Origin of the sequence: Kosakonia sp. YIM B13571, from assembly GCF_042788095.1 — a bacterium.
GTDB lineage: Bacteria > Pseudomonadota > Gammaproteobacteria > Enterobacterales > Enterobacteriaceae > Kosakonia > Kosakonia quasisacchari.
This window is the reverse complement of sequence record NZ_JBHZPL010000006.1, coordinates 211,624-221,669: the sequence shown is the minus strand read 5'-3', so window position 1 is coordinate 221,669 and position 10,046 is coordinate 211,624. Positions and strand designations below refer to the sequence as shown.

The 10,046-nt window shown below is 55.2% G+C and carries 7 protein-coding genes; 2 read left to right on the top strand and 5 right to left on the bottom strand.

What is annotated here, in order from left to right:
- The 5 genes from ACFX4O_RS16365 to ACFX4O_RS16345 all read right to left on the bottom strand — a co-directional run.
- On the bottom strand, positions 1-683 hold a 683-nt coding region (locus ACFX4O_RS16365), incomplete at its 3' end, for a retention module-containing protein (protein ID WP_380210972.1).
- A gap of 262 nt (positions 684-945) precedes the next feature.
- A complete protein-coding gene (locus ACFX4O_RS16360) occupies positions 946-1,287 on the bottom strand; it encodes a tryptophan synthase subunit beta (RefSeq protein WP_380210971.1) in 342 nt (113 codons plus the stop codon).
- Positions 1,288-1,324: 37 nt separating this feature from the next.
- Complete coding sequence (locus ACFX4O_RS16355; protein ID WP_380210969.1) at positions 1,325-3,265, bottom strand: EAL domain-containing protein; 1,941 nt, start codon at positions 3,263-3,265, stop codon at positions 1,325-1,327.
- Between the two features lie 9 nt (positions 3,266-3,274).
- The gene (gene lapG, locus ACFX4O_RS16350; RefSeq protein ID WP_380210968.1) at positions 3,275-3,976 is read right to left on the bottom strand and encodes a cysteine protease LapG; all 702 of its coding nucleotides are present in this window, start codon (positions 3,974-3,976) and stop codon (positions 3,275-3,277) included.
- A gap of 25 nt (positions 3,977-4,001) precedes the next feature.
- Entirely contained in the window at positions 4,002-5,666 is a 1,665-nt protein-coding gene (locus ACFX4O_RS16345) for a Mur ligase (RefSeq protein WP_380210967.1), read from the bottom strand.
- 112 nt (positions 5,667-5,778) lie between these two features.
- On the opposite strand from ACFX4O_RS16345, the gene ACFX4O_RS16340 reads away from it, so the two are divergent.
- Both ACFX4O_RS16340 and ACFX4O_RS16335 read left to right on the top strand, forming a co-directional pair.
- Positions 5,779-6,660 (top strand): alpha/beta hydrolase family protein, encoded by an 882-nt coding sequence (locus tag ACFX4O_RS16340; RefSeq protein ID WP_380210966.1) that lies wholly within the window; start codon positions 5,779-5,781, stop codon positions 6,658-6,660.
- On the top strand, positions 6,635-9,970 hold the full coding sequence (locus ACFX4O_RS16335) for a CapA family protein (protein WP_380210965.1): 3,336 nt from the start codon (positions 6,635-6,637) through the stop codon (positions 9,968-9,970). Before ACFX4O_RS16340 ends, ACFX4O_RS16335 begins: the two co-directional genes overlap by 26 nt.
- Positions 9,971-10,046 lie beyond the last annotated feature (76 nt).

Genomic DNA, 10,046 nt, shown 5'->3' with positions numbered 1-10,046 from the left:
GTGTCGGTGTCGGTGTCTGCATCTGCATCCGAATCAGCATCGGCGTCGGCATCTGCATCCGCATCTGCGTCGGTATCCGCATCGGCATCAGCATCCGCGTCTGCATCCGAATCACGGGTATCGGCGTCCGCACCAGAATCAGCAGCGGTATCAGCATCAGCATCAGAATCCAAACCAGTCAGCGCGTTATTTTCAGCGGGGGTAAAAAAAGAGGGTTCATCACGCCGGTCATCGTCCGGGGTTTCAAGACCGGTCGTGGGGTAACCCGCGGTGGGATCGAGGATCTCGGCGGTAAGATCAACGGTAATATTCGTGTGGCCGCCGCCATCAGGGGTGCCGGGTTGATCAGCGGCAGGCTGCTGGGGACCCGCCGCCGGGGCTTCAAGGATTTGCGTCGGGTCTTGCCCTGCGGCAATGGCCTGTTGCGCAGCTTCAACGTCGCTTTGCTGTGCTTCCGTCCCGGTAGTTAAAGCGTAACCGGTGCTATCCCAGTGGCTGTCGCGGCCCAGATCGAGGGTTTTTCCATCAGGCAATAAAATAGAGATAGCGCCTGCGGCACCCGTGTCGATCTGATCGCCATCCTGGAGGGTATCGCCTTCGACTAAAAGATGCCTGCTCCCGTCAGGAGAGGTTGCGAAGACTTGTCCTATTACCGCTTTAATTATCCCGGCAACGCCACTCATGATGTGTGCCTCTGATAAATTGCCATCTTCCCTGCCGACGGGAAGTGGCATAAACCTGCAAAAGGAATATTTTCAATGCACTAGCAATAACGGATTAATTCATCACACAGTGGTTCGCAGAATAATAAGAACGCGCGGTGAGAAACTTCGAGGATTCGCTAAAATAAACAGTAATATATATATGACGGGCAATATTAAATATCAGAAGATTCACAATACTAAGGTTATATTTTTAATCACATTTAATTTTTTCCGCATAAAATCAAAAAATACCCTCATCTTCGTCATCAATTAAACGTTCCAGCCCACTTAACGTCAAACGCGCCTGTGTGCGGTTTATCAGCTTGCTTTGCGCCGCCTGTGGCAGGTCGGTAATGCTGATAACACCTTTACTCATTAACACGTCGATAAGATCTTCCAGTACGCGAACCATCTCCAGATCGCTCTGCTGAAGCCGCTGGAGCGTGGCTTCGCGCATCGACTGGACACGTAACCATTCGGTGACTTCCTCGCTATCTTCTTCATATTGCTCAACCATACCGGCAAAAGGCGTCGACTCAACCCGCATAATTCGCCCTTCAGCGTCACGTTCAATGTAGTGCATGATTACACCCCCTTGCTATACAGGATCGCCTTAATTATTAATTTGCTAATGATGAAGGATCGCCAAAATAACGCCCCATGGCACCATAAATCCCTATTTTATTGAGTATTGCTAATTCTTCTGAGGTTTCCACTTGTTCTGCAATAAGTGGCAGATTAATTTGTCTGGCAGCCCAATACATGGCCTCAATAAAAAAGTGTTTATCTTCTTCTGTATCAATATGGTGAATATAGCTGCCATCTATTTTTATCCAGGCTAATCCCCACTGTGGCAAATTACCAATCAGATGAAAACGCCCGCCAAAATGCTGAATCCCTAACCGGCACCCGACCTCATTTAGTTTATTGACCACGATGCTGACACGTTCCGGGTCCGGCAGTTCATTTTCATCCAGCTCCAGCGTCAGCCGGTTTGCCAGCCGCGGTTCGTTTTTTAAAAGTTGAAGTAAAACCGCCAGATTTTCATCACTGGCGACACTCTCACCACTAATACTGAGCGCCAGCGCCAGAGGCGAAGCGCTCATAAACCGGAGCGTCTGTTTCAGCATTACCGCGTCCATACGCGCGCTTAACGAAAAACGTAGAAACCAGGGCATAAAGCGCCCGGCCGGGATCATCTCCCCCTCTTCGGTTTTGATACGCGCCAGAATTTTGTGATGCAACACCTGGCGCGAGCTGTCACAAGTCACTACCGGCTGCGCAAACAGGACAAAATTTTCCGTCAGCAGCACGTTTTCCAGCCGGGTAAGCCAACGGTGATGATCGTCATGGTCACCCGCCGGGTTCACGCCGGGGTGTAACGCATAATGGGTGTTCGTTTCCGCAGCCGTTAGCGCCTGATCGGCTTGCGCCATAATATTTTGCGGCGTGTCACCGGGCTGGAAAGCCACGCTGGCGAAATAGGCCAGCGGCGACCGATCGCTCATCCCGGTTTTGTAGAGCGCATTCACACGTGCCGTTAGCGCGTTCATTAGCGCCTGGTGTTCCTGTGGCACCATGTCAGCAGTAACAATGGCGAACTCACCGCCACGAATACGGGCAACAAATCCATCATGATGCAGGTGAAGTTGCTTTGTTTCGCGCAAAATCGTCGCTATCTCCTGCAACAACGCATCGGTCTTTTCGCCACCCATGCGCAGGTTAAGCCCGGCTAAATCGCGCACACGCAGCAGGATCACATAGCCGAAAGCCATTTCGTCATCGCGCAGAACAGACTGCAAATGGATGTCGAACGCGCGGCGGTTATTCAACGCGGTCAGGCTGTCGTGGTAAGCGGCTTCGCGCAGCGCAACGGTACGCTGCGCCTGTTCGCTAAACAGGGTTTGCAGTTGTGAAACCATCATATTGCTGGCTTCCACCACGCGCTTGAGCTCCGGCGTTTTTGGCACATTCGGAACGTGTCGGAACTCGCGGCGGGTGATAGACGCCGCCTGCACGGCAATATGATCTAACGGTCGCAGACTCCGGCGCAGCAGCAGCATGGCGCAGACAAGACACAGCAGGCTACAACCGGTGAGCCACAGGAAACTGGCTACCATACTTTGCCACAGGCGCATCAGCGCAAACATCGGGTGGCTCACCACTTCAACGCGCGCCGCCTGGATCCAGCCGCGCATGATGATCGCTTCGCCCACGCCGGGCTTCAGGTGCACCAGGTGTTCAAACCATTGCGGAACATTACCGCTCTGCGGGTCGCTTTGCCGTTCGATTAATGGCTTACCGCTGTTCACATCCACGACGCGGATACTATAAAAATATCCGCTGTCGAAAATGGCGTTCACCATCAATTCGATCATCGCCGGATCGTCAATATTACCGGTTAACGCAACACCCAACGCCGTGGCGGCATCCTGAGAGTGAGCGCCCAATTGAGCGCTGTACTGTTCACGCGAACTGTCCAGAGTAATAAAAAAATTGCCGCAAAAAAGCACGAGCGTGAACAGACAGATGCCGAGCAGTAACTGTTTATACAGAGACATGGCTGCGTCCTATTCGTTAATAACAAACCCTTCCGCACGCATGCGGGTGAGAAGATCCTGCCAGCGGGAAAGCCGCTTGCTGTCGCCGACACGTTTATTGCCGCCCGCCTGCGGTAGCCACAAACCTTCGCCATTGAAGGCATACACGGGCAGCAGATCGGGGCGCTGCGTAGCGGGTAAAATCGCGTTTTTCAGGATATCGAGCACCAGTGGGATCGCGTCCGGCGTGGCGTACCATGTCACGACCATATGCGCCTGATTTAACTGCAACGCTTTGACATAAGTGATGCGTAGCTGACTTGCCGGGATGCCTAATTCGCGCAACGTGAAATATTTCGCCAGCGCGAAATCTTCACAATCGCCCGCGCCTTTACGCAGAAACTCTATCGGCGTAGCCCAGTAATCTTTCGTTCCCCAGACCAGCGTATCGTCGCGAAACGCCATGCGCTGATTAAAAAATTGATTCACGCGCTCCAGCTTTTGCAGGGTGGTTTCCTGCGGCGGGTTATTCACTAACGCGGCCCATTGATCGATTCGCTGCTGCGCTGCAGGGGTTGATGCGCCGTACAATTGCCGGGTTTTGGTGCTGATGGCGTTGAAATCCCACCCGGCCCCAAGCCCAGGAGCAATAACCAACAACATCAGTAGCCAGCATGAAAACCACCGTTGTCGACAGAAGCCTGTAAGTGTTGCGCCAGCGCGCCTGTTCATGTGTTACGGCTCCGGGAGTAGCGTGCTAACGAGTATAGTCCGACCGCTGTTGCAGCCACGCCTTACGATATGCGATATACCCGGAAAGATAATGTTCAACGTCGTCGATCCGGACACGGTAACTGTGATGGCGAATAAAAAAGCTGCCGACAATGCGCGCCGGATTTTTGAAAAACATCGCCAGCTCCGGCCAGAAAAAACCGTTGGTCAGGTAACGGGCGCGGGTTTCCAGCGCCAGGTTAAAACGCGCCAGATCAAAACCGTCAAGCAAATCACGGTGTTCAGATCCAGCAAGCCTTTCGATCATCTGTGCGGCCGCCATCATTAGCTCCAGCAGCGTTGGGTAGGTTGTCACCCGGTTAAGGACAAAATCAAGGTGGTCGCGCACATTGTCGAGGCCAAACTGGTAATAACGTCTGCGCGGTTGATAGCGCGTCAGCTCATTGACACAATACCCTAACCAGTGATCATGCGCCTGCCAGTGTTGCCGGGCGATAAAATCTTCCAGCGCACGTTCAACACAGGCAAGCCAGCGCGGTTCCTGAGTGATGCGGTACAAACGCATCAACGCAAACGCCGCTTCGCCGTCGTAGTAAATAATACGCTGCGCCGCTTTCACCGAGAGATCGGCGGCATGCAGTACGTGTACAAATCCACCGCTTTGCGCGTTCTGCATCGAGGTAATGCCATTTGCCAGCCGGTTCATTTGCGCAATGTCGCGATCGCTGCCCGTCAGTTCGTGGTATTTCGACATTGCCAGGATACACACCGCGTTACCGCCAAGTTTGATTTCATCGCCGGTATCAACCAGAAAATCCGCTTCGCTGCCGTCCGGCAACGTGTAGCGGCGAATCAGCTCGCTGCTCAGGTACGCCAGCGCGCGTTCAATGGCCTGCCACTGTTTTTCGTTGCGTGTCACTTCCCACCCTTCCAGCAACGCATAGGTTGAACTGGCGTGGCGTAACGCGTTGTAGGTGGGAATGGCGCGGTCAAAGCAGGGAAACCAGCCATAGTCATACCGCCCGGAAGGCGTGACCTGCCGCGCCAGGTAATCGCTCGCCGAGAAGATCATCGGTTCCAGTTGCTCCTGCCAGTGTGCAAGCTGACGATAACCGGCGTTGCGCCCGGCAAACTCGACAGGCCATGTCGTCGTCCCGTCGCAAAACCAGGCGCGCGTGGTGAAACGCCAAATCGGCTGCTCCGCCGTTTGCGGCCACTCAATGCGCGCGCCAAAACGTCTGCGGGAAAAATGCGCCAGATTGTTAGCATTCGGCGTGGCAACCCCTTGTGTACCGTCATACAACAAGGCGTTAGCGGCAATCTCCTGCTCCAGCGCTGCGTAGTGAAACGCGGCATCAAAACTCAGCCCGTAACGGAAGTAATTGCGCTTGGTTGCCTTTAGTTTTTCCACCAGCTCGCCCCAGCGTAGTGCTTCAACCCGGTCGACAATATCAACACGCAGCCAACAGGCCTCAGCAGTATGCTTTTGCTGCCAGTGTTGCAGCGCCTGCGCCCCATTTTTCCAGGCTTCACCAAAACTGGCACCGCGCGCCTGGCAGGTATACGCGCGCGTTTTACCGTCGCAGACGCTAAAAAAAATGACCCAGCCAGGCAGCGGTTCGGAAAGCGGGCTACGATCCAACTGTTCGGCAGCGTGGCGTAGCTGCAAAAGCAGATGACTGAGTGACATGTTGGCTCCTTCAGATCAGCGACATCCCGGCAGACAGATTCTCTCATCAGAATAATCGCTGATTACAGAACCGCACATTCGGTTGATCAATCCTGTGACCGTGGGGCTGGCAATGTCGGTGATATTACGCATAGGTATGCTCTTTTTTTCTCTGCTGGTGCTGCTTGCCCACGCGGATGCGCCCCTGCTGTGGAATCAAAAAGCCGTGGCGGAAAATTGCCCGTCGACAGCGGATCAACTGTGGGTGGAGTACGACGGCGGTAAGGCGTGTATGCGCTATTTTTCGGCCGGCGTTTTGCAAAATGCGCCGATCGTGGTAGTGGTTTTCAGCGGCGATCGCGAAACGTTTATCAAGCGCGCGCCGCAAAACATTCCTGCCAATACCGCCACGGCGCAGCGCAGGCAGGCGCAAAAGCTCGCGCTAAAGACAAAACTGCCGGTGGTGATTGTCGCTCGTCCAGGCACTTACGGCTCCAGTGGTAATCACTATCGCCGACGGCAGCCGGAAGAGTTCAACGCGCTGAATGCCACGCTGGATTCGCTACGCGCTCGCTACCACATTCAACAATTTATCCTGACCGGCCACAGCGGCGGCGCGACAGCAGCATCGGCATTGCTCACGCTCGGTCGCCGCGATATTCGCTGCGCCATTCTCACTTCAGGTGCCTGGGATCTGCTTAACCGCGCAGAGACGTTACGTCAGGCACGTGGCGAAAAAAGCAATGAGAACAAAGATGTCACCGGTCTGGCGGCACCTTACGATCCGCTGTATCACCTTGACGGCATCATGCCGGACTCGCAGCGTCTGATCGTGGTGATCGGCAATCTGCTCGACAGCAACACCCCTTTTGAACTTCAGGTGAAATTTGCGCGGGCATTACGCGAAAAAGGGCATCGCGTTATGTTGGTTGAATCCCCTGCGTATCCACCTGAGTATCACAATCTGCAAGGCAATCCGGGTATCCACTATGTCAACAGATGCGCAAATCACTAACAGGCGGCAGCGCGGCTGGCGCAGCGCCGAGCTGGAGGCATTACTGGGCGTCAAATGGCGTGTCGCACCGCCGCCAGGCTGGCGGGCGGAGAACATCGCGCTCACGCTCTACGATAAACAAAACGAGTATGGGCAGTGTTTGTTTATCGCTATGGACGAAAAGACCTGGCACCAGGGTTCAGGAAACCGGGGCATTTATGCCGGCTGGCAGGATACACATGATGTGTTAACGAAACACTACCGCCATTTTTGTGGCGCGATTGTTCAACGTTACCTCCCTGATCTCCCGCCTGATTTTCCGCAACTGGTGGTGGAAAACAGTTACAACGTCTTGCCGCTGCTCGCCGATGAAGCCCGCCGCCGGATGAACGGCAAAATCATCGCCATCACCGGTACGGTGGGGAAATCCTCCACCAAAGATCTGTTGCATATGCTGCTGACGGCAGAAGGCACCACGGTGAGCACGCAGGGCAATCACAACACACGCACAGGCACCCTGGTCAGCCTTGCCCGCTGCATTACCGACCCGGCTTACGTGGCGCTGGAAGTGGCGATTTCCGCGCTCTGGATGCGCACCGGCGGCGTGGGACCACGCATCAAACCGCATATCGTGGTGATCACCGAAATAGGCATGACTCAGGTTGGGCGCGACGTGCAAACGCCGCGTGATACCGCGCGTTTTAAAGTACGGCTGTGCGACGGTATTCTGCCGGGCGGCTACGCGATAATTAACCGCGATATGGATGAGTATGCGTTCGTGTATCAGGAAGCACTCCGTTACGGCGCGCGCGTGGTGAGCTACGGTTTTCACCCGCAGGCTGACGTGCGCATTGTCGACTATCAGCCCGCGACTGACCACACTGGCCTGAGCATTCTGCTGCACGGCGCGCCCCTTCACTGCCGGCTCAATACGCCAGGCAAAGGCATGGCGGGAAACGCCGTGGCGGCACTGATTACGCTGGATTTACTCGGTCTTGATACGCACCAGGCGGCCCAACGGCTGGCGGATTTTCGCAATAAACCCGGCAAATTGCAGACGTCACAACTTCCTTTGCCCGAGGGGGGCAGCGCGACGCTCATTGACGATAACTACAATGCGACACTGATTTCGATGCGCAATGCCATTGCCGTCGCCGCACTTTACCCTCTTGCGCCCGGCCAGCGGCGCATCGCCGTGCTTGGGCGGTTGGCCACCCTTGGCGAGAGAGCTAAAGAGAGTCACATCGCGCTGGCAAAACCGCTACTCGATGCGGGGTTTGATACTGTCTGGCTGCACGGTGAGGAAATGCAGTATCTCAATGATGTGTTGCCCGCCGGGCGGGTTGGCGGCCATTTTTCGCAGATTGATGCCCTGGCGGATGCGGTAATGGCAAACCTCAAGGCGGGGGATATCGTGCTGGTGAAAGGCAGCGTCAGCGACTCCGATTTTCACCGTATTGTCGGGCTGATGAAAACCTTCTCTCAGCGCCGCGCACCGGCGTTAAAGCCGGATCAAACCGCCACCCTGCTTATGAATCTCACAACCGGCGAGCAGCAAGAGTTACGCCACGCCCAGGCCATGTTCGCGCCGCGCAACCTTAGCCATTTATTACTGGCAACGTGGCTGGCAACCCGGGTGAAGGATAAAACTTTACGGCTTGAAGAGACGGTGGCTGCAAACGAGGTTGCTAAAAACATTGTGCAAAATGGCGCGACACTGGGGCTGAATACCGGGCAGCAGGTCAGTGTGAAAACGCTGGTACAGGGGTTACTCATCCACAATGCCAGAGACGCCGCCGTCAACCTGGCGCGCCTTCTGGGCACAGATGCGGTTCGCTTAAATAATCATGCCCGGACAATTGGCCTGACACATACGCATATCAACAATGTGTCGGGCCGTCTGCGGCAAGGGCAACAAACCTCATTGCACGATATCGCAACGCTGCTAAACCACTTCTACCAACGCTTTCCCCATTTGCTGCACTGGTTTGGCGAAAGCGAAATGGTGCTGGCAGGACGCCGCTATCGTAAAGCCAGCAATATTCAGGCCGACGGTCGGGCCAGCTACAGTTATAGCGCTGGCGGCGCGCCATGCTGGGGGTTTGCGCTGCAACGCAGCAATAACCAACTTTGGCTGGCATGCGCCGCAGGCGCGGTGGACGCCTTTCATCTCGATTATCTGTTGGATGGATTGCTGGCAAAAGCCGCGGGCATAGCAGACGAACCATCGCCTGAAATACCGCAGGTGAACCTGGCGAAAACCTGCGCCACGGTGACCCTGCTGGGCGATACCTATTTTGGCGAGTGGTATAACGCACGGCGGCAGCGAAAAGGCGTGGATGATGCCTTGCAACGTTATGGTTATGACCACAGTTTTCAATGTCTTGCCCCAATGCTGGCGGGAAGCGATTTGACGATTGCCAATATGGAAGCGGCGCTAGCGCCAACCGCGGATATCAATCTTATCGGTCGTAAACCGTTTTGCCTGACGGGCGATCCGGCCGCGACAACGGCAGCCCTGAAACGCCACGGCGTCCATGCCGTAACGCTGGCAAACAACCATGCACTGGATGCCGGGACTGCCGGGCTTGCCACAACGCTGGCGGCGTTTCGCCAACAGGGAATGATCACCTTCGGTGCCGGCATGAATGCGCGACAAGCAGAGACGCCGCTGTTACTGACCGTGGGCGGCAAGCGGTTTATGTTTTATAGCGCCTACTGGTTTCGCCGCTATATGGAGCAAGATTGCGCCTATTACGCCCAGCCGCGTCGCGCCGGGGTAGCGTGTATAAGCGGTGGACTTATCGAGCAATTGCGCCGTGAAAAAGCGCATGAAGACCCCGCCACACTTATCGTGCTGGCGCACTGGGGGCTGGATTATCAATGGACGGTTGCTCAACAACGCCAGTTAGCCGAACAGTTGGTCCGCGCGGGTGCCGACCTGATTATCGGCGCGGGCGCGCACATGGCAGGCGATATGGAACGCGTTGGCGAAAGCTGGGTAATTTACAGCCTGGGAAACGCGGTTTTTAACAGCAACGGTGAATACCAGGCGCGTAATGTCCTGCCCTATAGTCTGGTGGCAAGCCTGCAATTAGGCGGCAAGCAGCCAACGCTGACGCTGCAACCGATCTTTTCCGATAACCTGCAAACGTTCTGGCAACCGAGAGCGATTAACGCGCATGAATTCAGCGAATTCGTGGCTTTTTTACGTGAACAAGGCGTCGTTCTGGCAGCGCAGCCATCGGATAACAGTGCGTGGATAAAGTGTACAGGCAACACGCCGCAGGCCATTGTCTTTCCGCTGGATAAACGGTTTGGCGAAGCCTGAGCGTTACCTGTATTTCGCTCCCTGCGACTTCGCTATACAGGGAACGGATGGGTAAGTTAATACGGTTTTGCAAAAA

What these genes read in the sequence shown, in the direction of transcription:
- ACFX4O_RS16360 (WP_380210971.1), bottom strand. Translation starts at nt 1,287, where the DNA reads ATGCACTACATTGAACGTGACGCTGAAGGGCGAATTATGCGGGTTGAG.
- ACFX4O_RS16355 (WP_380210969.1), bottom strand. Translation starts at nt 3,265, where the DNA reads ATGTCTCTGTATAAACAGTTACTGCTCGGCATCTGTCTGTTCACGCTC.
- lapG (WP_380210968.1), bottom strand. Translation starts at nt 3,976, where the DNA reads ATGAACAGGCGCGCTGGCGCAACACTTACAGGCTTCTGTCGACAACGG.
- ACFX4O_RS16345 (WP_380210967.1), bottom strand. Translation starts at nt 5,666, where the DNA reads ATGTCACTCAGTCATCTGCTTTTGCAGCTACGCCACGCTGCCGAACAG.
- ACFX4O_RS16340 (WP_380210966.1), top strand. Translation starts at nt 5,779, where the DNA reads ATGTCGGTGATATTACGCATAGGTATGCTCTTTTTTTCTCTGCTGGTG.
- ACFX4O_RS16335 (WP_380210965.1), top strand. Translation starts at nt 6,635, where the DNA reads ATGTCAACAGATGCGCAAATCACTAACAGGCGGCAGCGCGGCTGGCGC.